Origin of the sequence: Arsenicicoccus sp. UBA2120, from assembly GCF_002330965.1 — a bacterium.
GTDB lineage: Bacteria > Actinomycetota > Actinomycetes > Actinomycetales > Dermatophilaceae > Arsenicicoccus > Arsenicicoccus bolidensis.
The window spans coordinates 1-22,565 of sequence record NZ_DCYC01000016.1 but is presented as its reverse complement, the minus strand read 5'-3'; the positions used below and the strand labels follow the sequence as shown (position 1 = coordinate 22,565).

General features: G+C 73.0%; 19 protein-coding genes. 9 read left to right on the top strand and 10 right to left on the bottom strand.

The annotated features are described in order from the left end of the window. The first annotated feature begins 2 nt into the window (after nt 1-2). From B2P18_RS01430 to cphA, 3 genes are all read left to right on the top strand, one after another. Complete coding sequence (locus tag B2P18_RS01430) at nt 3-164, top strand: hypothetical protein (protein ID WP_156911082.1); 162 nt, start codon at nt 3-5, stop codon at nt 162-164. Nucleotides 165-184: 20 nt separating this feature from the next. Continuing rightward, nucleotides 185-1,081, top strand: coding sequence for a cyanophycinase (locus B2P18_RS01425; protein WP_286955573.1), 897 nt, complete (start codon nt 185-187; stop codon nt 1,079-1,081). Nucleotides 1,082-1,265: 184 nt separating this feature from the next. Continuing rightward, nucleotides 1,266-4,079 (top strand): cyanophycin synthetase, encoded by a 2,814-nt coding sequence (gene cphA / locus B2P18_RS01420; RefSeq protein ID WP_286955572.1) that lies wholly within the window; start codon nt 1,266-1,268, stop codon nt 4,077-4,079. Between the two features lie 462 nt (nt 4,080-4,541). Here the strand turns inward: cphA and B2P18_RS01415 are convergent, their stop codons facing one another. Further along, nucleotides 4,542-6,794 carry a tetratricopeptide repeat protein gene (locus B2P18_RS01415; protein ID WP_286955571.1) on the bottom strand — a complete coding sequence of 751 codons (2,253 nt, stop codon included), beginning with the start codon at nt 6,792-6,794 and terminating at the stop codon, nt 4,542-4,544. 268 nt (nt 6,795-7,062) lie between these two features. Here B2P18_RS01415 and B2P18_RS01410 point away from each other — a divergent pair, with 268 nt between their 5' ends. After that, the gene (locus B2P18_RS01410; RefSeq protein WP_286955570.1) at nt 7,063-8,811 is read left to right on the top strand and encodes an ABC-F family ATP-binding cassette domain-containing protein; all 1,749 of its coding nucleotides are present in this window, start codon (nt 7,063-7,065) and stop codon (nt 8,809-8,811) included. An 81-nt stretch (nt 8,812-8,892) separates the two neighbouring features. Here the strand turns inward: B2P18_RS01410 and fabI are convergent, their stop codons facing one another. Together fabI and fabG are read right to left on the bottom strand one after the other, a co-directional pair. Continuing rightward, entirely contained in the window at nt 8,893-9,654 is a 762-nt protein-coding gene (gene fabI, locus B2P18_RS01405) for an enoyl-ACP reductase FabI (protein WP_029210074.1), read from the bottom strand. 76 nt (nt 9,655-9,730) lie between these two features. Further along, nucleotides 9,731-10,456 carry a 3-oxoacyl-ACP reductase FabG gene (fabG, locus tag B2P18_RS01400; protein WP_029210073.1) on the bottom strand — a complete coding sequence of 242 codons (726 nt, stop codon included), beginning with the start codon at nt 10,454-10,456 and terminating at the stop codon, nt 9,731-9,733. A gap of 120 nt (nt 10,457-10,576) precedes the next feature. Here fabG and B2P18_RS01395 point away from each other — a divergent pair, with 120 nt between their 5' ends. Together B2P18_RS01395 and B2P18_RS01390 are read left to right on the top strand one after the other, a co-directional pair. Continuing rightward, nucleotides 10,577-11,008: a DUF3099 domain-containing protein gene (locus B2P18_RS01395; RefSeq protein WP_286955569.1), complete on the top strand. Its 432-nt coding sequence runs from the start codon at nt 10,577-10,579 to the stop codon at nt 11,006-11,008. Then, nucleotides 11,005-11,205: a hypothetical protein gene (locus B2P18_RS01390; RefSeq protein WP_029210071.1), complete on the top strand. Its 201-nt coding sequence runs from the start codon at nt 11,005-11,007 to the stop codon at nt 11,203-11,205. Before B2P18_RS01395 ends, B2P18_RS01390 begins: the two co-directional genes overlap by 4 nt. Before the next feature lie 43 nt (nt 11,206-11,248). On the opposite strand, the gene moaA is transcribed toward B2P18_RS01390, so the two are convergent. Next, nucleotides 11,249-12,286, bottom strand: a complete 1,038-nt coding sequence (gene moaA / locus B2P18_RS01385; RefSeq protein ID WP_051273946.1) for a GTP 3',8-cyclase MoaA — start codon at nt 12,284-12,286, stop codon at nt 11,249-11,251. 56 nt (nt 12,287-12,342) lie between these two features. Here moaA and B2P18_RS01380 point away from each other — a divergent pair, with 56 nt between their 5' ends. Together B2P18_RS01380 and B2P18_RS01375 are read left to right on the top strand one after the other, a co-directional pair. Further along, the gene (locus tag B2P18_RS01380; RefSeq protein ID WP_286955567.1) at nt 12,343-13,284 is read left to right on the top strand and encodes an SURF1 family protein; all 942 of its coding nucleotides are present in this window, start codon (nt 12,343-12,345) and stop codon (nt 13,282-13,284) included. After that, complete coding sequence (locus B2P18_RS01375; protein ID WP_286955566.1) at nt 13,281-14,114, top strand: class I SAM-dependent methyltransferase; 834 nt, start codon at nt 13,281-13,283, stop codon at nt 14,112-14,114. Before B2P18_RS01380 ends, B2P18_RS01375 begins: the two co-directional genes overlap by 4 nt. A gap of 31 nt (nt 14,115-14,145) precedes the next feature. Here B2P18_RS01375 and B2P18_RS01370 read toward each other — a convergent pair whose 3' ends face one another. From B2P18_RS01370 to B2P18_RS01345, 6 genes are all read right to left on the bottom strand, one after another. Continuing rightward, on the bottom strand, nt 14,146-16,014 hold the full coding sequence (locus B2P18_RS01370; protein ID WP_286955565.1) for an ABC transporter ATP-binding protein: 1,869 nt from the start codon (nt 16,012-16,014) through the stop codon (nt 14,146-14,148). A 114-nt stretch (nt 16,015-16,128) separates the two neighbouring features. Continuing rightward, nucleotides 16,129-16,908 (bottom strand): enoyl-CoA hydratase/isomerase family protein, encoded by a 780-nt coding sequence (locus tag B2P18_RS01365; protein ID WP_286955564.1) that lies wholly within the window; start codon nt 16,906-16,908, stop codon nt 16,129-16,131. A 57-nt stretch (nt 16,909-16,965) separates the two neighbouring features. Beyond that, a complete protein-coding gene (locus B2P18_RS01360; RefSeq protein WP_286955600.1) occupies nt 16,966-17,262 on the bottom strand; it encodes a type II toxin-antitoxin system VapC family toxin in 297 nt (98 codons plus the stop codon). Nucleotides 17,263-17,294: 32 nt separating this feature from the next. Further along, a complete protein-coding gene (locus B2P18_RS01355; protein WP_286955563.1) occupies nt 17,295-18,560 on the bottom strand; it encodes a DUF480 domain-containing protein in 1,266 nt (421 codons plus the stop codon). Beyond that, a complete protein-coding gene (locus B2P18_RS01350) occupies nt 18,557-19,666 on the bottom strand; it encodes an NYN domain-containing protein (protein WP_286955561.1) in 1,110 nt (369 codons plus the stop codon). The genes B2P18_RS01355 and B2P18_RS01350 overlap by 4 nt, the downstream gene beginning before the upstream one ends. A 69-nt stretch (nt 19,667-19,735) precedes the next feature. Beyond that, the gene (locus B2P18_RS01345; protein WP_286955560.1) at nt 19,736-21,334 is read right to left on the bottom strand and encodes an ABC-F family ATP-binding cassette domain-containing protein; all 1,599 of its coding nucleotides are present in this window, start codon (nt 21,332-21,334) and stop codon (nt 19,736-19,738) included. Nucleotides 21,335-21,509: 175 nt separating this feature from the next. On the opposite strand from B2P18_RS01345, the gene B2P18_RS01340 reads away from it, so the two are divergent. Next, on the top strand, nt 21,510-22,436 hold the full coding sequence (locus B2P18_RS01340; protein ID WP_029210061.1) for a KPN_02809 family neutral zinc metallopeptidase: 927 nt from the start codon (nt 21,510-21,512) through the stop codon (nt 22,434-22,436). The last annotated feature ends 129 nt before the right edge of the window (nt 22,437-22,565 follow it).

Here is a 22,565-nt window from a genome sequence, read left to right as displayed (position 1 = left end):
AGATGAGGCAGCCGGACGAGGACCTCGCGACCACCCTGGACGGACCGGCCCGCACCCGTCGCACGGTGGACGGGATCGTCTCGCTCTGCGGCGCGGCGACCCCGGGCTCCCGCAGCAGCGGCCTAGGGTGGCCCGAGCGCGCCGTGGTCCGTGCGCTGCCATGACACCGGGAGTTGATCCGCACATGTCCGCCCAGCCGGAGCCGACCATCCATCGTTCGCTGCTCATCATCGGCGGCGCCGAGGACAAGATGGGCCGGGCGACGGTGCTGCGGCGCTTCGTGCGGCTGGCCGGCGGCGAGCGGGCCCGCATGGTCGTGATCCCCTCCGCCTCCGCGTTCGCCGACGAGGCCGCCGAGGTCTACGCCGACGTCTTCGCCCGGCTGGGGGCGGAGCGCACGGTCACCGTCGACATCCAGAGCCGCGCCGAGGCCGACCGCACCGACGAGGGCTGCGGGGCCGCTGCCATCGACGAGGCCACCGGCATCTTCATGACCGGCGGCAACCAGCTCAAGCTCGCCCAGCTCATCGGCGGCACCGAGGTCGGCCGGTCGATCCACCAGGCCTACGAGCGGGGCGCCGTCATCGCCGGCACGTCGGCCGGCGCCTCGATCATGAGCCGGTTCATGATCTCCATGGGCGACGAGGGCATCACCCCGCGGCAGCGCTCCAGCCAGCTCACGGCCGGGCTCGACCTGCTGCCCGACGTCATCGTCGACCAGCACTTCGCGCAGCGCACGCGCTACGGACGGCTGCTGTCCCTCGTGGCCGGGTCCCCCGCGCTGCTCGGCATGGGCATCGACGAGGACACCGCCGCCGAGATCACCGACGGCCGCGTCCTCACCGTCATCGGCGACGGCGGCGTCTTCATCGCCGACGCCCGACGGGCCGTCACCGACGCCTACGAGGCCGCCGAGGACGCACCGCTGCTCGTCAGCGGCGCCGTGGTCCACACGCTGCCCGCCGGGTCGACCTTCGACCTGCAGACGGCCACCCTGATGAGCTTCTCCGAGATGCACCCGGACGTCGACGTGCGCCGCTCCGAGCGCGAGCACCCGGACGGGTCCTCGCCCGTCGCCTGAGCCGTCTCCGAGCGAGAGGGCGGCCCGTCGAGGCGGCGGTCCCGGCATACGGCCGCTGGTCTCGCCTGCTCGACCTCGGGCGCAGCCTGCTCACCCCGTCTCACCCCCTCCCAGCACGGACGAAAGGGACAGGGAGGTCGGGTGCCGCTAACGTGGGGGCCGCATCCCCAGCCAGGAGGTCTCCATGGATAGCGCACGTCCCAGCCCCTCCGGGCCGGCCCGACCCGACCTGCGGGTCCTGTCCCAGCGGGTCTACCGCGGGCCCAACGTCTGGTCCTACGAGCAGGCGATCCACCTCGTCGTGGACCTCGGCATCCTGGAGGAGTACCCGACCGACCTGCTCCCGGGCTTCACCGAGCGCCTGGTCGAGCTGCTGCCGGGGCTGCAGCGGCACACCTGCTCGATCGGCACACCGGGGGGCTTCGTCCAGCGGATGCAGGACGGCACCTGGCTGGGTCACGTGGCCGAGCACGTCGCGCTCCAGCTGCAGCAGGAGGCCGGGCACGACCTGCGCCGCGGCAAGACGCGCTCCGTGCGCGGCAAGGCCGGCCAGTACAACGTGATCCTCGGCTACATCGACGAGACCGTCGCCCTGGCCGCCTGCGAGTTGGCCGTCCGCCTCGTCAACGACCTGGTCGAGCACGACGAGGCCTTCGACTTCGAGGCCGAGCTGGACGCCTTCCTCCGGCTCGCGCAGCGTCAGGCCTACGGCCCGTCCACGATGGCCATCCTCGAGGAGGCCGTCAGCCGCGACATCCCGTGGCAGCGCCTCAACCGCGGCTCGCTCGTCCAGCTCGGCCAGGGCGTCCACGCCAAGCGGTTCCGGGCCACGATGACCTCGCTCACCGGTGCGCTGGCCGTCGACATCGCCTCGGACAAGGACCTCACCGCGCAGCTGCTGGCCTCCGCCGGCCTGCCGGTGCCCAAGAGCGAGCTGGTGCGCGACGTCGACGACGCGGTGGCCGCGGCCCGCCGCATCGGCTACCCCGTCGTCGTCAAGCCTCTCGACGGCAACCACGGTCGCGGCGTCTGCCTCGACCTGCGCGACGAGCAGGACGTGCGAGAGTCCTTCCCCATCGCCCAGGACCAGTCCCGGCGCGGGTCGGTCATGGTCGAGTCCTTCGTGACCGGCAAGGACTACCGCTGCCTGATCATCGGCGGCCGCATGCAGGCCATCGCCGAGCGAGTCCCCGCGCACGTCGTCGGGGACGGCGAGCACACCGTCGCCGAGCTCGTCGACATCACCAACGAGGACCCGCGGCGCGGCGTCGGCCATGAGAAGGTCCTCACCAAGATCAAGGTTGACGAGGCTGCCGTCGAGCTCGTCCAGTCGCAGGGCTACGCGATGGACGCGGTGGTGCCGAGCGGCGAGATGGTCAAGCTCGCCCTCACCGCCAACATGTCCACCGGCGGGATCTCGATCGACCGCACCTGGGACGCGCACCCCGACAACGTCGACGTCGCCGAGGAGGCCGCCCGGCTCATCGGGCTGGACGTCGCGGGCATCGACTTCATCTGCCCGGACATCACCGAGCCGGTGCGCGAGACCGGCGGCGCGATCTGCGAGGTCAACGCGGCGCCCGGCTTCCGCATGCACACGCACCCCACGGTCGGCGAGCCGCAGTTCATCGCCAAGCCGGTCGTCGACCTGCTGTTCCCGCCCGGCTCCCCCTCTCGGGTGCCGATCATCGCCGTGACCGGCACCAACGGCAAGACGACGACCAGCCGGATGATCTCCCACATCTTCAAGGGGCTCGGGCGCAAGGTCGGCATGACCTCCACCGACGGCGTCGTCATCGACGAGCGCCTCGTCATCAAGGCGGACGCGTCCGGCCCGCGCTCGGCGCGCATGGTCCTGCAGAACCCCCGCGTCGACCTCGCCGTCATGGAGGTCGCCCGCGGAGGCATCATCCGAGAGGGCCTCGGCTACGACCGCAACGACGTCGCCGTCGTCACCAACGTCGCGGCAGACCACCTGGGGCTCAAGGGGATCGACACCCTCGAGCAGCTCGCGGCCGTCAAGCGCGTGGTGGTCGAGGCGGTCCCCCGCAGCGGCTACGCCGTCCTCAACGCGGACGACCCCAACGTCCGCGCCATGCGCCGCCGCTGCTCCGGCTCGGTCGTGTGGTTCTCGCTCAAGGCACCCGGGTCCGACGAGCGCACCATGATCGACGAGCACTGCCGCCGCGGTGGTCGCGCCGTGGTGCTCGAGGAGACCGAGCGCGGCGAGATGATCGTCATCCGGCAGGGTCGGCGCACCATGCAGCTGGCGTTCACCCACCTGCTGCCGTCGACCTTCGAGGGCACCGCGCGCATGAACGTCGCCAACGCCCTCGCCGCCGCCGGTGCGGCCTTCGCCCTCGGCGCGCCGCTGCAGGACATCCGCCAGGGGCTGCGCACCTTCACCACGAGCTACTACCTCTCCCCCGGCCGCATGAACCTCCTCACCGTCACCGGCCGCCAGATCATCGTCGACTACTGCCACAACGCGGCCGGGATGCGGATGCTGGGTGACTTCGCCCAGCGGTATGCCGACCGCCAGGAGGAACGCGGGGCCGGCGGCACGGTGCGCCGCATCGGCCTGGTCGCGACCGCCGGCGACCGCCGGGACGACGACATGGCCGAGCTCGGCGCCGTCGCCGCCGAGTACTTCGACAGCATCATCGTGCGCGACGACGCCCACCTGCGCGGGCGCGCCCCGGGCGAGCAGGCCGAGCACGTGGCGCGCGGCATACGGCAGTCGCAGGAGGCCGGGCGGGCCCGGTGCACCGAGGTGGAGGTCGTGCTCAACGAGCTCGACGCCACCGACCGGGCGCTGGAGATCGCCGAGCCCGGCGACCTCGTCGTGCTCTGCGTCGACAAGCACGCGCAGGTCATGGAGCGCCTCGAGCAGCGGACCAAGGTCGCGACCCCGCGTGGCGACAACGAGCAGGACGGCCGGGCGTACGACCCCGACTTCGTGCTCGACAAGGACGCCGCGGAGGCCGAGACCGCCTGAGCACCCGCGTCCTTCGCAGCGAGCGCGCCACCCCGATCGCGGGGCGGCGCGCTCGTCGCGTGCGGTGGCAACCGCGGACCGCAGTTTATGAGCTGGGAGCCCATGAAGGAGTGGCTGGAGGCGTCCACGTCAGCACTTTGTGAGCTGGGAGCCCACGAAGGATCGGCTGGAGGCGTCCGGGAGGGGCGTGGGCGACACGTCGTGAGCTGGGAGCTCAGTTCGGGTCGCCTGGAGGCGTCCGGGAGGGGCGTGGGCGACACGTCGTGAGCTGGGAGCTCAGTTCGGGTCGTCCGGAGGCGTCGGGGAGTCGCGTGGGCGGCACGTCGTGAGCTGGGAGCTCAGTTTGGGTCGCCTGGAGGCGTCCGGGAGGGGCGTGGGCGGCACGTCGTGAGCTGGGAGCTCAGTTTGGGTCGCCTGGAGGTGCCGGGAAGGCGCGTGGGCGACACATGGTGAGCTGGGAGCTCAGGACGCGCTGACGGAGGTGTCCCTCGAGGCGGCGGCGTCCTGCTCGCGCATGATCTCCACGCGGCGGTGCAGCCCGTCGCGGTAGTAGTCGTCGTCCGGCGTCGCCGCACGCCGCAGCAGCGCGTCGATGAGCGAGGCCACCGCTTCCTGGGCGTGCCCGGCGTCGATCTGGGCGAGGGCGCGGAAGGCGACGTACGCGCCGCTGTCCTGGCGCCGGACGTCCACGGACTCGAGCATCGCGAGCGCCTCGGCGGGTTGCCCCTGGCGGCGCACGGCCGACGCCTCGCTGATCAGGGAGCGGGTGCGCCACGGCTCGTCGAGCCCGGCCTCGCGGGCCTGCCGGAAGAGCTCGATGGCGGCCGACTCCTCGTCGCCCCGGTTGCGATAGGCCGCGAGCTCGAAGAGCAGCCGGCCGTCGGACGGCGACTCGGCCAGCAGACCCTCGATGGTCGCCACCCGCTCGGCGATGGTGGCCGCGGTGTCGGCGCGGAGCGCGCGGAGGGTCTCCTCGTGCTCGTGCTCGCCACGAGCACGCTTGACCTTGGCCCGGATCGAGGAGGCGGTGTCGGGGCGGGCGCCCTGCTCGAGCAGCCAGGCGTTGAGCTCCGGCCAGTCGGCGTGCACCATGACCGCGACGACGTCGCCGTTGCCGGCCTGGCCGAGGATGCCCTGCAGTCCCTCGAGCTCGGAGGGATAGGAGTCGACCTCGGCCACGCCGACGCGGGACAGCCCGATCCGCAGGTGGGCCTCGAGGTCCTCGCGGGTGCGGTTGCGCAGGTAGCGCTCCTTGTGGACGACGTGCACGACGTCGGCGCTCGACCCGGCCATGGCGCCCATGGACTCGAGGATCTCGTCGGTGCGGTCGCCGCCGGTGCCCACCCCGAGGTGGAAGCGGGCACCTGGCCGCGTGAGCCCGCGCGCGACCTCGATGAGGGCCTGGAGGCCGTCCTCGTTGTGCGCCATGTCGAGGATGACGGTCGCGGCGCCGCCGGACGGCACCCGCACGGTGTAGGTGTTGAGGCGGCCCGGGTTGTGCTCCCCGTCGGGGGCGAAGGTGCGCAGCCCCTCGACCACGGCCTCCCGCGGGAGACCGAGACCGAGGGCGGTCGCGGCGGCGGCGAGGGCGTTGGCGGTGTTGTGGCGGGACAGCCCGGCCATGGTCATCGGCACGTCGGTCAGCGGCAGCAGCCGGTCGACCTCGCCGTTGCGCTCCAGCACGGCGATGGCGTCGTCGAGCACCGTGATGCCCCGCCCGCCGTCGTCGACCGCCTCGCGCAGCGCGGGCGAGGACGGGTCGGTGCTGAACGCCCACGGGCGTGCCTCGGTGCCGGCGCGCATGGCCCACACGCGGGGGTCGTCGCCGTTGAGGACGGCCCACCCGTCGGGGCGGGTGACCTTGGTGACGATGGCCTTGACCTCGGCGAGCTGGTCGACCGTGTCCACGCCCTGCATCCCGAGGTGGTCCGCGGTGACGTTGGTGACGACGGAGACGTCGTTGTGGGTGACGCCGATGCCCTTGAGCAGCATGCCGCCGCGGGCGGTCTCGAGGATGCCGATCTCGACGCCGGGCTGGTGCAGCACGGCCGACGCGCCGGCCGGCCCGGAGTAGTCGCCCTCCTCGATCTCCTCGCCCTGGGCGTAGACCCCGGACGTGCTCGACCACCCTGTCCGCAGGCCGGCGGTCATGGCGATGTGGGCGACGAGGCGGGTGGTGGTGGTCTTGCCGTTGGTGCCGGTGATGGAGGCGACGGGAATCTTGGGGGTGATCGTGGTCGGTCGGGCGCCGGCCGCGGCCGTGGCGATCTGGCGGGTCGCCTCGTCCATGGCCTGCCGGGCCTCGTCGTCGTCGCCGGTCAGCAGGGCCGACAGGACCGGGCCGAGGGCCTCGGCCATCGCGACGCCGCGGCCACGGCGGCTCCACGGGAACGCGACGACGATCTCCTGCGGACGGTTGCCCGCCCGCGTCTTGGTCGACAGGCCTCGTATGCCGGCGCCCGCCCCCAGGCGCCGGACCAGCCGTCGCGCGAGGCGCAGCGCCATCGCCTGACGCTCCAGGGTGTGGGCACCGCCGGGGTCGGCCTGCCGCAGCCCCAGCCGCGCCGCGAGGCGCCGGGCCTGGGGTCGGCGGAGCTCGAGGATGCCGGGCACCTCGAGCACGACCTTCATGGCCGGACGCGTGAAGTAGAGGTTGGGTCCCTCGAGGACCCGCACCTCGGTCACGGTGATGGGCGTCACGGCGGCGTCAGTCATGGGGCCGATCCTAAGGGCAGGTCACGGCCCGGTCCTGCCGGTGCCGCAGGGATGGGCGGCACCCGTCTCAGGATTGGCCTCGACGGCCGCGACGGCCTCGCCGCCGGCGTCGCAGGCCATCGTCGTAGGCCCACACCGAGCGGAACGTGGTTGAGCCGGACGGCGGATCCCTCTAGCCTGGGCGGCGTGATCATCTCCTGACGACGTCGCCCTGCCGCGCGCCGAGGCCCGGCCCCGCGTGGCGCACCAGACCGTCCAGGAGCACCCCTTGTCACAACCCCTGCACCCCCTCCAGAGCGCTGCCGCGTCCGGCGCCGACCACCTGCGCGTCGACGGGGTCTCTCGCACCTATCCCGACCGCCGCGTCCTGACCGACGTCTCGTTCGTCGTGAGCTCGGGCGAGATCGCCTGCGTCATCGGCGAGAACGGCTCGGGCAAGTCCACCCTGCTGCGGATCCTCGCCGGGCTCGACCAGCCGGATGCGGGGTCCGTCCAGGCCCCGGGAACCGTCGGCCTCTACCACCAGGAGCCGCCCTATCCGCTGGACCTCACGGTCGACCAGGTGCTGCGGGACGCCACGGCACCGGTGCGCGCGATGGCTGCCCGGGTGGAGCGCGAGGGCCTGGCCCTGGCGGACCGCGACCATGGCGCCGCAGCGCGACTCGACGCCGCCATCGAGGACGCGCACCGCCACCACGCCTGGGACCTCGACCACCGCGTCGACCGGGTCGTGGCCGGCCTGGGGATCGGGCACCTGACGCGGGACCGTCGCGCGAGCGAGCTGTCGGGCGGGCAGGTGTCGCGCCTGAGCCTGGCCTGGCTGCTGCTGCGCTCCCCCGACACGCTGCTGCTCGACGAGCCGACCAACCACCTGGACGCGGCGGCGACCGAGCTGCTGGTGGAGCTGCTGCGGACGTGGTCGGGGCCCGTCCTGGTGGCGAGCCACGACCGGGCGTTCATCGACGAGGCCGCGACCACGCTGCTGGACCTCGACCCGGCCCCGGTGGCTCACGCCGCGGTGGCCCACGACCAGGGTTCCCCCGGCTCGGGATTCGGGGTGACGCGGTTCGGTGGCAGCTACACCGACTACCTGGCGTCGCGGCGCGAGGAGCTGGGGCGCTGGGCGCGCCGCTACCGCGACGAGCAGGACGAGCTGGACCGGCTGCGGGCGCGCGTCCGCGAGGACCACACGGTCGGCAACCCGTCCCGCGGCCCCCGCACCGAGGCCCGCGGGTCCAAGAAGTTCTACTCCGACCGCAACGCCAAGGTCGTCTCGCGCCGCGTCAACGACGCCTCGACCGCCCTGGAGCGGCTGGAGGCCGAGCAGGTGCGCCGGCCCCCGGCGCGGCTGCGCTTCAGGGGATTTCGGGATCCGGCCTCGTCCGGGGGGCGGGTCGGTGGGCCGCAGCGCAGCGGGCCTCAGGGCAGCGGGCCGGTCCTCACGGCCACCGGGGTCGCCGTGACGGGCCGCCTCGCGCCGACCAGCCTGTCGCTGGGCGCGCGCTCCCGCCTCCTCGTGACGGGTCCCAACGGCTCGGGCAAGTCCACGCTGCTGGCGGTCCTCGCCGACGTCCTCGCCCCGGACGCCGGCGCCCTCACGCGCGAGTCCCGGCTGCGGGTCGGACTGCTCGCCCAGGAGCCACCCGTCGTGGACCCGGGCCTGAGCGTCCGGGCGGCCTACGCCGCCGCGGTGGGCGAGGCGCTGGCGGAGCGCGTGCCCCTGTCGACCCAAGGCCTGGTGGCGGGGCGCGACGCCGACCGTCCCGTGGGGGCGCTCAGCGTCGGTCAGCGCCGACGCCTGGACCTCGCCACCGTGCTCGTGGACCCGCCGGACGTGCTCCTGCTCGACGAGCCCACCAACCACCTGTCGCTGCTGCTGGTGACCGAGCTCGAGCGGGCGCTTCTCGACTACCCGGGCGCCGTCGTGATCGCCAGCCACGACCGGTGGCTGAGCGCGGGATGGTCCGGCGAGCGTCTGCGGCTCGAGGACGAGGCGGGCGGTCCGGCATACGACTGATGCCCGGGGACCAGCAGTCCCCGGGCACCAGCCCTCATCACGTCACCGCGCCGACGCGGCGGCGGTCAGGCGGTCAGGCGGTCACTGCCCCATCGCGTGGACGCCGCCGTCGACGTGCACGATCTCGCCCGTCGTGGCCGGGAACCAGTCGGACAGCAGGACCGCGCAGGCCTTGGCCGCGGGCTCGGCGTCCTTGACGTCCCAGCCGAGGGGCGCACGGTCGTCCCACACTCGCTCGAACTGCTCGAAGCCCGGGATCGACTTGGCCGCGGTGGTGCGGATCGGGCCGGCCGCCACCAGGTTGCAGCGGATGCCCTTGGGGCCCAGGTCGCGGGCGAGGTAGCGGTTGGTGGACTCGAACGCGGCCTTGGCGACGCCCATCCAGTCGTAGACGGGCCAGGCGAACTTCGCGTCGAAGGTGAGGCCCACGACCGAGCCGCCCTCGGCCATCAGCGGCTCGCAGGCGACGGCGAGCGACTTCAGCGAGTAGGCCGAGATCTGCAGCGCCGTGGACACGTCCTCCCACGTGGCGTCGAGAAAGCTGAAGGCCCCCTGCGGCGCGAAGCCGATGGAGTGCAGCACGCCGTCGAGCCGGTCGGTGTGCTCGCCGAGGCGCTCGGCCAAGGTGTCGAGGTGCTCCTGGTCGGACACGTCGAGCTCGATCACCGGCGGGGTCTGCGGGAGACGCTTGGCGATCGTCTGGGTGATCTTCATCGTGCGGCCGAAGCTCGTGAGGATGACCTCGGCGCCCTCCTCCTGCGCGATGCGCGCCACGTGGAAGGCGATGGAGGAGTCCATCAGGACGCCGGTGACGAGGAGCTTCTTGCCGTCGAGCATGCCCATGGGACAGGTCCTTTCGTATGACGGATGAGGGGTTGCCGGGTGTCGGGGCCGGCCGTGGTGGTCGCCGCAGGCGTGGTCAGTGGCCCATGCCCAGGCCACCGTCGACCGGGATCACGGCGCCGGAGATGTAGGACGCGCCGGGCGAGGCGAGGAAGGTGACGACGGAGGCGATCTCGTCGGTGGAGCCGAGGCGGCCGGCGGGGATGGCCTTCTTGTAGCCGGCGACGGTGTCCTCGGGCAGGACCGCGGTCATGTCGGTCTCGACGAAGCCGGGGGCGACGACGTTGGCGGTGATGCCGCGGCCGCCGAGCTCACGGGTGATGGAGCGCGCCAGGCCGACGAGGCCGGACTTGGAGGCGGCGTAGTTGGCCTGGCCCGGGCTGCCGTAGAGCCCCACGACGCTGGAGACGAAGATCAGGCGCCCGCGGCGCAGCCGGATCATGCCCTTGGAGGCGCGGCGGGCGCAGCGGAAGGCGCCGGCGAGGTTGGTGTCGATGACCTGGTCGAAGTCCTCGTCCGACATGCGCATCAACAGCGTGTCCTTGGTGACGCCGGCGTTGGCGACGACCACCTCGATCGGCCCGCCCAGCAGCTCCTCGGCCGCCGTGAACGCCGCGTCCACGGACTCGGTGCTCGTCACGTCGCCCTGGACGGCCTGCAGACCCTCGGGCGCCTCGCCGGACCGGCTCGTGACGACGACCTTGTCCCCCTGGGCCGCGAAGGCCCGCGCGATCGCGAGGCCGATGCCGCGGTTGCCTCCGGTGACGAGGACGGTGCGTGGCTCGGGACGGTCGGTGGTCATGGTGCTCCTCACCAGTGGGGCCTGCGGGTTCCCGCCGACGCTAGCGGACTACCCCGCGGTAGCGCTCATCGAACGCTGCTCATCGGCCGGAGGCTCGGCGAACGAGCGTAGGCTTGGTCGGTGGCCAGCTCATCCCCCTCTCACCCGACGGTGCACACCGTCACGTCGGTGCAGAAGTCCCTCGCGCAGGACCGGGCCGAGCGCACCCGCCGCTACCTGATCTCGATGTCGATCCGCACCGTCTGCTTCGTGCTGTTCGTGGTGGTCGACCACCCGATGCGGTGGGTGTTCGTGATCGGGGCGGTGTTCCTGCCCTACATCGCGGTCGTCCTGGCCAACGCCGTCGACCGCAGCGGCGAGGGCCAGCTGGAGGCCGTGGACCACCAGCAGCGGATGCTGCCGCCGGGCAGCTGGTCGGAGGGCGCGATCGAGGGCTCGGTCGAGGGCGCTGACAAGGGCTCTGACAAGGGCTCGGCAGAGGGCGGATCGGCACGCCCGGCAGAGGGCCAGTCGGACGAGCGCCGCGACCGGTCGCAGGACGGTGCCGTATGACGGGTGACCGCTGCTCGGCCAAGGGATGCAGGGCCGACGGGACCTGGCAGCTGCGCTGGAACAACCCGTCGCTGCACGCCCCGGACCGCCGCAAGGTGTGGCTGGCCTGCGACGAGCACAAGGTGTCGCTGTCGGAGTTCCTGTCGATGCGGGGCTTCCTGCGCGAGGTCGAGCCGCACGAGCCGCTCGGGAACTGACCAGTCGGCGGGGTGGGAACTGACCGGTCGGCGGGGTGGGGGTTCAGCCGCCGATGGCGGACATGGGCCGGTCGGGCTGCTCGAAGTCGGGGTCGCCGATGCCGTGGCCGCGCCGCTTGACCCGCATCTCCCCCGTGATCAGCGCCGCGAGGTCGTCGTCGGAGGCGCCGTCGCGCATCGGGCCGCGCAGGTCGGTCTCGGTGCGGGAGAACAGGCAGTTGCGGACCTGACCGTCGGCGGTGAGCCGGGTGCGGTCGCAGTCGCCGCAGAACGGCCGCGTGACGCTGGCGATGATCCCGACGGTGGCCTGCTGCCCCTCGAGGTCCTCGTAGCCGACCACGTCGTAGAGCTCGGCCGGGGCGCTCCCCCGCGCCGTCTCCGGGCGGGCCCGCAGCTCGAACCGCTCCGACAACCGCGCGATCAGCTCCTCCGCGGTCACCATCTGCGCCCGTTCCCAGCCGTGCTGGGCGTCCAGGGGCATCTGCTCGATGAACCGCAGCCCGTAGCCCCGGTCCAGGCACCAGCCCAGCACGTCGGCGACGCCCTCGTCGTTGATGCCCCGCATGGCGACGGCGTTGACCTTGACGGGGGTCAGCCCCGCCGCGGCAGCGGCCGTCATACCGCCCTCGACGTCGGCCAGCCGGTCGCGGCGGGTGAGGTCGCGAAAGACCTGCTCGTCGATCGTGTCGAGGCTGACGTTGACGCGGTCCAGGCCGGCCTCCGCGAGGTCCGCGGCGACGCGGGCGAGGCCGACCCCGTTGGTGGTCATGGCGATCTGGGGGCGCGGCTCGAGGGCTGCGATGCGGCGCACCACGTCCACGATCGACCGGCGCAGCAGCGGCTCTCCCCCGGTCAGCCGGACCTTGGTGACCCCCAGCTCGACGAAGACGCGCACCAGTCGGACCAGCTCGTCGTCCGTCAGCATCTCGGGCTTGGGCATCCACGGCAGGCCCTCGGCGGGCATGCAGTAGGTGCAGCGCAGGTTGCACCGGTCGGTGACCGAGACCCGCAGATCCTGTGCGACGCGGCCGAATCCGTCGGCGAGCGCCGGGCGCACGCGGGGATCCGGCAGAGTCGTCATAGGCTCCACAGTAGGCGTCCGACGTGCCGCCACCGAATTACCACGGGAAGTATTCAGTGATCCAGACCCTCCGCAAGCCCCGGTGGCTCAAGGCCCTGGCCGGAGCCTTCGTCTTCATGCTCGCCTGCATCTGGCTCGGGCAGTGGCAGCTCGGGCGCTACGAGCACAAGCAGGCGACGGTCGCGGCGATCGACCGCAACTACGCGGCGGACCCGGTGCCGCTGCGGACCATCCTCCCGACGCCCACCAGCGGCGTCACCGAGGACACCCTGTGGCGGTCGGTGACGATGACCGGCACGTATGACGGCGCGGCCCCCCTCCTCGTGCGGAACCGTCCCCGCGCCGGGGACCGCGGCTACGAGGTCGTCTGGCCGTTGCGGCTGCCGGACGGGTCGACGCTGCTCGTGGACCGCGGCTGGCTCTCGGCCGGCAGCGGCGCGGCGGCGGACCTGCCGACGATCCCGCCGGCGCCCAAGGGTCAGGTCGCCGTGACGGGGTGGTTGCGGTGGGGCGAGCAGGACCTCGACAAGTCCCCGGCCAAGGGGCAGCTCGCGTCCATCAACTACACGGTGGCGCAGCGCGAGATCGGCGGGACGGTCAACCACGCCTACCTGGTGCTCGGGTCCGAGGGCTCGGTCAAGGCGGGCGACCCCTCGACCGGGCTCGCCGCGCCCAACGGCCCGGACCGCGACGAGGGCTGGAACAACGTCTCCTACTTCGGCCAGTGGTGGCTCTTCGGCCTCGTGGCGATCGGGATGGTGCTGTATGCCGCCCGCCGCGAGCACCTGGAGGAGCAGGCAGCGCGCGGCACCGGGGCAGACGGTGGGACCGCCGGCGGGGCCGACGGCGGGACCGGCGACAGGACGGGGAAGGTCGACGCGGTCGATGACGCGGTCGTGACGTCAGGATCGTCCCAGGTCAACCGGTCCGGACGCGCGCGGCAGACGAGGCCGCCGAAGCCCAAGAAGGTCCGGATCTGGGACGAGGAGGACGAATGAACGACGGGCGCGCGGCTGCTGACGAGCCTGGTGCCGAGCCTGCTGTCGATGGTGCCGACGGCAACGACGGCTCTGCCGCCGAGGCGAGGGCGCACCGGGAGCGGCTGGGGGCGACCTTTGCCGAGGGCGGGGCGCGCTATGCCTCGCTGCGGCCGGCGTATCCCCGCGAGGCGGTGGCCTGGGGCGTGGGGACGACCCCGTGCGACGTCGTCGACGTGGGCGCCGGCACCGGCAAGCTGACCGAGGTCATGCTCGGGCTCGGGCACCACGTGGTGGCCGTCGACCCCAGCGAGGACATGCTGGGGCCGCTGCGGGTGGCACACGGGCAGGTCGAGGCCAGGGTGGGCACGGGAGAGGCGACCGGTCTGCCGGACGCGTGCGCCGACGTGGTCACGTATGCCGCGGCGTGGCACTGGGTGGATCCGGAGGCGGCGTCGCGCGAGGCCGCGCGCCTGCTGCGACCCGGTGGACGGCTGATGCTCGTGTGGAACGTCATGGACCTGCGGGTGCCCTGGGTGGCGGGGCTCAACCAGACGATGCACTCGATGGAGGGCGGCTACGAGCCGCGGTCGGAGTCGGCGGCGCTCGTATCACGTGCGGCCTTCGGCGAGGGTGAGCACCACGACCATCCCTGGGGCTTCGAGACGACGGCGCGCGGCCTGGCCGGGCAGGTCACGACGCGGTCGTACTACCTGGCGCTGGACGCCGACCGCCGCGCGGAGCTGGCGAGGCGCGTGGCGGAGTACGTCGAGGCGCACTGCGGCGGGCTCGACGAGCGGCCGGTCACGGTGCCGCACGTGTGCGACGTCTACCGCTTCCCGCGCCTCTGACCGGACGCCGTCGCGATCGGTGCCGGCGGCGTCAGTCGGTGAACTGGGTGCGATAGAGCTCGGCGTAGAGCCCACCGCGCGCGAGGAGCTCGGCGTGGGTGCCCTGCTGGACGATGCGGCCGCCGTCGACGACGAGGATCAGGTCGGCGCCGCGCACGGTCGAGAGGCGGTGCGCGATGACCATGGCGGTGCGGCCGTGCAGCGCGCTGTCGAGGGCTCGCTGCACGGCGGCCTCGGACTCGCTGTCCAGGTGGGCGGTGGCCTCGTCCAGGATCACGAGGCCGGGGCCCTTGAGCAGCAGGCGGGCGATGGCGAGGCGCTGCTTCTCCCCACCGGAGAGGCGGTGGCCGCGGTCGCCGACCACCGTGTCCAGACCCTCCGGCAGGGACTCCACCAGCGAGGCGACCTGGGCCGCCCGCAGGGCGCGCCATACGTCGTCGTCGGTCACGCCGGGGCGGGCGTAGTCGAGGTTGGCGCGGATGGTGTCGTGGAAGAGGTGGGCCTCCTGGGTGACCATGCCGACGACGTCGTGCAGGGAGTCGAAGGACGCCTCGCGCAGGTCGATGCCCCCGATCCGCACGGTGCCCGTCGTGGGGTCGTAGAGACGGGCGACCAGCGACGTGATCGTCGTCTTGCCGGCGCCGCTGGGCCCGACGAGGGCGACCAGCTGGCCGGGCTCGACCCGGAACGAGACGCCTTGCAGGACAGGCCCGCCCGAGGCCCGGTCGCCCGTCGCGCCGCCCTGCTCGAGCGACTCCAGGGAGATCTCGTCGGCCGAGGGGTAGCGGAAGACGACGTCGTCGAGCTCCACCGACACCGCCTCGTCGGGGATGGCCCGCGGGTGCTCGACCTCGCGCACGAGGGGCTGCAGGTCGAGGACCTCGAAGACGCGCTCGAAGCTGACCAGGGCGGTCATGACGTCGACGCGGACGTTGGACAGCTGGGTGAGGGGGCCGTAGAGCCGGCTCAGCAGCGCCGCGAGGGCGAGCAGGGCGCCCACGGACAGCGAGCCGTCGATGGCCATGAGCCCGCCGATGCCGTAGACGACGGCCGTGGCCAGGGCCGCGACGAAGGTCAGCCCGGTGAAGAAGAACGTGCGGTTGAGCGCGATGCGGATGCCGATGTCGCGGACCTGGGCGGCGCGGTCGGCATACTGCTGCGACTCGTCCCGCGGGCGGCCGAACAGCTTGACCAGCAGGGCCCCGGCGACGTTGAACCGCTCGGTCATGCGTGTGCCCAGCTCGGCGTTGAGCCCCATCGACTCGTGCTGCAGCCCGGCCAGCCGGCGCCCCATCACCCGCGCGGGCAGCATGAAGACCGGGAGCAGGGCGAGGGCGGCGAGGGTGAGGACCCAGGACTTCGAGGCCATGGCGGCGACGATGAAGACGACCGACACGAGGTTGCTCACGGTCGTCGACAGGATCGAGGTGAACGCCGACTGCGCGCCGATGACGTCGGAGTTGAGCCGGGTGACGAGGGCGCCGGTCTGGGCGCGGGTGAAGAACGCGATCGGCTGGTCCAGGACGTGCCCGAACACCTGGGTGCGCAGGTCGTAGATGAGGCCCTCGCCGATGCGGGCCGAGAACCACCGCTGCACCAGGGCCAGCGCGGCGTCGACGAGGGCGAGGCCGGCGAGGACGATCGCGATGGTGATCACGACCGAGCGGTTGCCCGGGATGACGCCGTCGTCGACGACCTTGCCGAGCAGCAACGGGGTCGCGACCACGAGGGCCGCGTCGATGAGGATGAGGACGAGGAAGACAGCGATCTGGCCGCGGTAGCGGTCGGCGTAGCCGAGGACGCGACGGGCGGTGCCGGGCGCGAGGCGGCGGTCCTTGACCGAGGAGTCCTTGGTGAGGGACCGCATCATCTGCCAGTTGCCCATGCCGGGTCCGCTCATGCGCCGGTCCTCTCGTGTCGGTGGTCGGTCAGGCCGGCGCCCGCCGGTCAGGTCTGGCGGCGGCCAGGTCCGCCTTGCTCGCAGCAATCGTCACAGCAGTCGTACCAGGTGTCCTCACTCCTGCCCCTGCGCCAGGGCCCCGAGCCGCCGGACCTGCGCCTCGCGCTCGTGCCGCAGCTGGTCCTGCGCCGATCCCTCGGTCGCGGACCGCAGCAGGGGCTTGAGCTCGCGCAGGGCGCCGGCCGGGGCCTCGAGCAGGGCCTGGACGAGGTCGTCGGTGGTGGCGTCGAGCTCGGCGCGCGGCACGGCCACGGTGGCCAGGCCGATCGCGGTCGCCTCGGCCGCCCCCACGAACCGCCCGGTGGCGCAGATCTCCAGCGCCCGAGCGTAGCCGACGCAGGCCACCAGCGGTCGCGTGCCCGCGAGGTCCGGCACCAGGCCGAGGCTCGTCTCCCGCATGGCCAGCTGGGCGTCGTCGGCGAGCACCCGCAGGTCGGCGGCCAGGGCCAGCTGGAACCCCGCCCCGATGGCGTGCCCCTGCACCGCTGCGACGACGACCTGCGGCATCTCCTGCCACACTCGGAACGCCCGCTGGAAGCCCGCGATCATCTCCGCCGTGTCGGCGGGAGCGCTCGTGGCGGTGGCCACGAGGTGCGGCTCGCCCGGCATACCGGCCGGGGAGAGCATGCCCCGGTGCAGCCCCGCGGAGAAGCTGGTGCCCTCGGCCCGCAGCACGACGACCCGTATGTCGTCGCCCACCGCCTCCCCCGCCGCCGCCAGGGCGCGCCACAGGGACGGCGTCTGCGCGTTGCGCTCCTCGGCGTTGGCCAGGGTGACGGTGAGGACCTGCCGGCTGTCGTCGACGGTGACGCGCAGGTGCGGGTGATCAGTCATGCCCAGACCCTAGCGCTGGCACCTGGCCACCTCGGTGGGATCTCAGCCGACCGTCGGTCACTCGACGACGATCACGTCGACCTGCGAGCCGACGGCCCGGGCCAGCCGTCGGTCGACCGTCACCAGCGGGGCGGCCGCCCCCGCCGCAACGACGACGAACGCCGCGTCGTACGGGGTCACGTCGTGACGGACCTGCCACACGGCCGAAGCCAGGGGCGGCAGGTCGACGTAGGTGATGGGGAGGGCACGCAGCCGATCGACGGCCGCGCCGGCTCGGGCCGCGGGCAGCTGGCCACTCGCCGACCATCCGCGCACGACGGACAGGACCTCGATCACGAGCAGCTGCGGCGCCAGGAGGTGGGTCAGAGGGTCAGAGGGTCAGAGGGTCAGGTGCGGCGGGCGAGGACGTAGAGGCGGTCGGTGCCGACCTCCACGTCGGCCAGCGGGCCCCGCACATAGCGCTCCTCGACGCGCAGCCCGGCGGCCTGCACCGCCGCGAGGACACGGCTGGGGTCGTGCAGCGCGAAGTCCAGGTCGACCGGGTGGCCCCACCACTCGTCGTGGTGGCGCACCTCGACGCCCACGTGGGTCGCGAGGGCGAGCAGCCCACCGGGACGCAGGGTCCGGGCGAGGCCGCCGAGGGCGTCCGGCAGCTCGGAGGGCGCGAGGTGGACGAGGGAGTACCACGCCACGACGGCGGCCCAGCCGTCGGCGGCCGGCGGGCGCAGGACGCGCCTGAGGTCGCCGACGTCGAAGGTCAGGTCGGGGTGCGCGTCCCGGGCCAGCTCGACCATGCGCGGCGAGACGTCCAGCCCGTGGGCCTGCGCGCCGGCCACGGCGAGGGCCGCGGTGACGTGCCCCGGGCCGCAGCCGACGTCGAGCACCGGTCCGCCGTCGGCCTCCTCGCCGATGCGCGCCAGCAGCCAGCGGTCGAACGGCTTGTGGGCGAGCTCGTCGGAGAGCTCGCGCGCGTAGTCCTCCGCGACGTCATCGTAGGCGGCGAGCACGCGTGCGTCCCGCGCCTCGCGGCCGTCCCGCAGGACCACCTCCAGGTCGACCGCGGCCTGGGCCGGGCCCGCGGTCCCGCGACCGCTCCCCCGTATGGCGTCGTCCCCGGGCGAGCTCGGGGGCGTGGCTACAGCGGTGGGGGCCGGGCCCAGCAGGTGCGTCCACCGCGGGTCGTGCTGCCCCGGCCGACGCTCCAGCTGGGCGACGAGCGGCTCGGGCCGGCGGGACAGTCGCGCGAGGCACTCCTCCACCTCCGTGCGGTCGGCGAAGGGGTGCAGGCGCTCGGTGCGGGTCCGCAGCTCGCCCGCCGCCTGCGGCCCGCGCAGCAGCAGGACCGTGACGAGGGCGCGCTCGTCCGGGGCGAGCCCGTGCACCTCGCTCAGCAGCTCGTGGTGCTTCAGGGTGCGGGAGCCCTTGCCGGCCCAGACGACCCGCACCAGCCCGCGGCCCTTGAGCTCGCGGATCCGCTCCTCGAGGGTCGGGTCGTCGTAGTCGGTCACGGGGTCGCGGCTGCTCGACTGGTTGCAGGCGCCGCGCAGCGCGTTGAGGGTCAGCGGGTAGCCGGCGGGGACGGTGACCTGCTTCTCGAGCAGGCTGCCGAGGATGCGCTGGTCCAGGGCGTCGAGGGTGGGCAGCTCGGTCATGAGGTCGTCCTCCCGACCAGCTCCTCGGCGACGTCCCAGAAGCGGTGCCTCAGGGTGAGCCGGTCGGACTCGATGATCTCGTAGACGCCGAGCCGCGCGGACAGGTCCATGAGCAGCGCCCGGTCGACGTCGGAGGGGATGGTCGGCCGCCCCGCGAACAGCGCCTGGTGCTGGGCCTCGGTGGCGGAGGCGCGCCAGGTGCGGATGACGCTGCGGCATACCTCGGTGATCTGCTCCGGGGTCGCCTCCAGGGGCGCGGGAAGGTGCGGCTCGGAGGACCGCCCCGTGGTCGAGGAGTAGACGAGCGACGAGCGTGACGCGTCGGGGGACGCCGCTCTCGAAGGCGTCGGGGACGTCGGGGACGTCGGGGACGTGGAGGTGTGGCTCGGAGCTGTCCCGCCGGCGGGCCGGGGGCGCGCGGCGAGGTCGGCCGGCGAGGGGCAGGGGGCCTCCGACGCGGCGGCGGCCTGGTCAGGGACGTGACCAGGGCCGGGGATCGGATCAAGGTTCGGATCAGGGACCGGCCCCGCGGCCGCCGGCCGGGGCTCGAACGGCGGGGCCCGGTGGACGGTGTCGTCGATCGCGGCGGTGTCCACGAGGATCAGGCCGTCGGCCTCGCGCTGCAGGTGCCGGGCCACCGCGTGCGGGCGACCGTCGGCGTCCGGCACCCCGACGAGGATGACTTGCACCCCGTGCCCCTGGGCCTCCTCGACGGCCTCGGTCAGGTCGTCGTCACCGCAGAGGAGATACATCACGTCGACGATCCGGTTGCGGGCGTGCGTCACCAGGTCCAGGCCGAGGCGCAGGTCGACGCCCTTCTGCTCTCCCGCCGGCGACAGCCGCCCGAGCCGCAGCTTGACCCGCGGCAGCATGCCGATGGCGAGCTGCGACGAGCTGGGGGCGCCGTTGACGTTCCCGCCGGAGTCGTACCAGTTGACGCGCAGGAGCGGGAGCCCGCTGTCGTCCTCGACCTGCGCCAGCAACCGCTCGATGAGCGCCTGGTGGTCGACGCGGACGCCTCCCCGCAGCGAGGTGCCGGTGACGCGCGTCGCGCTGGAGGAGAGCAGGTAGCCGGCGTCGACATACAGGGCGCAGTAGGAACGCATGTCCCCGATGGTCGCAGGCCCGGCGGTCGACCGCACGGACCGGGCCGACGCGCGCGAGCCGCCCTCGGCTCAGGCGAGGGAGATGAGCTCGAGGTACTCCGGGCCCCAGAGGTCCTCGACGCCGTCGGGCAGGACGAGCACCCGCTCGGGCTCGAGCGCCTCGACGGCGCCCTCGTCGTGGGACACGAGCACCACGGCTCCGGTGAACGTCCGCAGGGCCCCGAGGATCTCCTCGCGGGAGGCCGGGTCGAGGTTGTTGGTGGGCTCGTCGAGGAGCAGGACGTTGGCGCTGGACACGACGAGGAGGGCCAGGGACAGGCGGGTCTTCTCGCCACCGGACAGGACGCCCGCGGGCTTGTCGACGTCCTCGCCGCTGAACAGGAAGGACCCGAGGACCTTGCGGACGTCGGTCTCGCCGAGGTCGGGGGCGGCGGACTTCATGTTCTCCAGGACGGTGCGGGAGGTGTCGAGGTTCTCGTGCTCCTGGGCGTAGTAGCCGATCTTGAGGCCGTGCCCGGGCAGGATCTCCCCCGTGTCCGCCTCGTCGACCCCCGCGAGCATGCGCAGCAGGGTGGTCTTGCCGGCGCCGTTGAGGCCGAGGACGACGACCTTGGACCCGCGGTCGATGGCCAGGTCGACGTCGGTGAACACCTCGAGCGAGCCGTAGCTGCGGGACAGGCCCCGGGCCATCAGCGGCGTCTTGCCGCAGGGCGAGGGGTCGGGGAAGCGCAGGTGAGCGACCTTGTCCTGCTGCCGCTCCCCCTCCAGGCCGCTCAGCATCCGCTCCGCGCGGCGGGCCATGTTGTGGGCGGCGGTCGCCTTGGTCGCCTTGGCGCCCATCTTGGCGGCCTGGGTCAGGAGGGTCGAGGCCTTCTTCTCGACGTTGGCGCGCTCGCGCTTGCGGCGCTTCTCGTCGGTCTCGCGCTGGGCGAGGTAGGCCTTCCAGCCGAGGGAGTACTGGTCGATCGCGGCGCGGTTGGCGTCGAGGTGGAACACCTTGTTGACCACCTGGTCGAGCAGGTCGACGTCGTGACTGATCACGATAAGCCCGCCCTTGTAGCCCTTGAGGTAGTCGCGCAGCCAGATGATCGAGTCGGCGTCGAGGTGGTTGGTCGGCTCGTCGAGCAGCAGGGTCTCGTTGCCGGAGAACAGGATCCGCGACAGCTCCACGCGGCGGCGCTGGCCACCGGACAGGGTCAACAGGGGCTGCCCGAGGATGCGCTGGTCCAGGCCGAGGGCCGACGCGATGGTGGCGGCCTCGGACTCCGCGGCATACCCACCCGCGGCCTCGAAGCGCGCCTGCAGCTTGGGATAGCGCTCCATCGCGGCCTCGTGCGTCTCGACGTCGGCGCTGGCCATCGCCCCCTCCGTCTCGCGGAGCTTGCGCACGAGCTCGTCGAGCCCCCGCGCGGAGAGGATGCGGTCGCGAGCCAGGACGGTGAGGTCGCCGGTGCGGGGGTCCTGCGGGAGGTAGCCCACCGTGCCGGAGCGGGTCACGGATCCGGCCGCCGGCTGCCCCTCCCCCGCCAGCACCTTGGTGAGCGTGGTCTTGCCGGCGCCGTTGCGACCGACCAGGCCGATCCGGTCCCCGGCACCCACGCGGAACGAGGCGCTCTCGATGAGGATGCGGGCACCGGCCCGCAGCTCGATGTCGGTCGCGGCGATCACGTGGCAGGGCCCCTCGGGATAGGTGGTGCGGTGGTGGGTATCAGGTCGGCGGTGAACCGCCCCCGAACGCCCCGTCTCCGCGGGGCAACCGGGTTAGTCTACGGGCAGGTTTCGGCCCCCCCCCAACGCGATCCCCCACGTCAGGGCGGCGGACGATCACGAGTCAGGAGCAAGGATGAGCTTTAACGAGGGATCCCAGCTCGACACCTCCGGCGTCGACTCGGGCAGCGGCGGCGGGGGCATGAGCCCGGGCGGCATGATCATCGGCGGTGGCGGTGGCCTCGGTCTGCTGGGTCTGATCGTCGTGCTGCTGCTCAACATGTGCGGCGGCGCCAACATCGATCCCGGCTCGATGGGTGCCCAGCCCGGCCCCCAGCAGACCCAGGCGTCCGGCAGCGACGACGCCTTCGCCAAGTGCAAGACCGGCGCCGACGCCAACAACGACGTGCAGTGCCGCGTCATCGGCACCAAGAACTCCGTCGAGGCGTACTGGAAGAAGGTCCTGCCCGAGCAGGCCGGCCGCAACTACACGACCGCCAACATGAGCCTCTACAACGGTCGCACCCAGTCGGCGTGCGGCACGGCGTCCAACCAGGTCGGGCCCTTCTACTGCCCGTCGGACCGCAAGGTCTACATCGACGCGTCCTTCTTCAACACGCTCACCCGCGACTTCGGCGCCGACAGCGGAGCCCTGGCGCAGGAGTACGTCGTGGCGCACGAGTACGGCCACCACATCCAGAACCAGCTCGGCCTGCTGCAGAAGGCCCAGCAGGACCCCCAGGGTCCGCAGTCCGGCGGCGTCCGCGTCGAGCTCATGGCCGACTGCCTCGCGGGGATGTGGGCCAAGGACGCCTCGACCGTGCCCGGTGCCAACGGTCAGCCCTTCCTGAAGCCGCTGACGCAGGACGACATCGACTCGGCCCTGTCCGCGGCCAAGTCGGTCGGTGACGACAACATCCAGTCCAAGATGGGCTCCGGCCAGGTCAACCCCGAGTCCTGGACGCACGGCTCGTCCGAGGCGCGCCAGCGCTGGTTCATGACCGGCTACACCAAGGGCAGCCTGCAGGCCTGCAACACCTTCGCGGTCGACCGGGTGGAGTGACCCGGGGAGCCTCAGCGCACCTCGCGGCGCAGGACGACTGACTCCCACCCCGCGAGGGTGGCGGACCCGTCGGGGTCACGCACGAGGGCCTCGGCGCTCGTGGCCAGCACCGGGTCCAGGTCCTCGAGG